At 33.9% G+C, this 251-nt stretch carries 1 protein-coding gene; it reads right to left on the minus strand.

What is annotated here, in order from left to right; genetic code table 11:
- On the minus strand, positions 1–251 hold a 251-nt coding region (locus PL9631_RS25845; protein WP_197046528.1), incomplete at both ends, for a transposase.

The raw sequence follows: 251 nt of genomic DNA on the forward strand, positions 1-251 counted from the left end.
TCATATTCATCTTCAAACATTCTTCCCGCCAGTTCATGAGTTTTTAATTGATGCCATTCTGGTTCGATTTCATTCAATTCAGGGCTATAAGCAGACAGGAAGAAAAATTCTAATTTTTTGTCTTGCCACTCCCTTTCTTTTTCTTGTATTTTTTGACTTTTATGGACACTGTAGTTATCTTGAATCAGTACGGTAATTTGTCGAGTATTTTGAAAATGCTTTTCAGCTTTTTCCGCTTGCCAATCTATAAA

Origin of the sequence: Planktothrix paucivesiculata PCC 9631 (genome assembly GCF_900009265.2) — a bacterium.
Lineage (GTDB): Bacteria > Cyanobacteriota > Cyanobacteriia > Cyanobacteriales > Microcoleaceae > Planktothrix > Planktothrix paucivesiculata.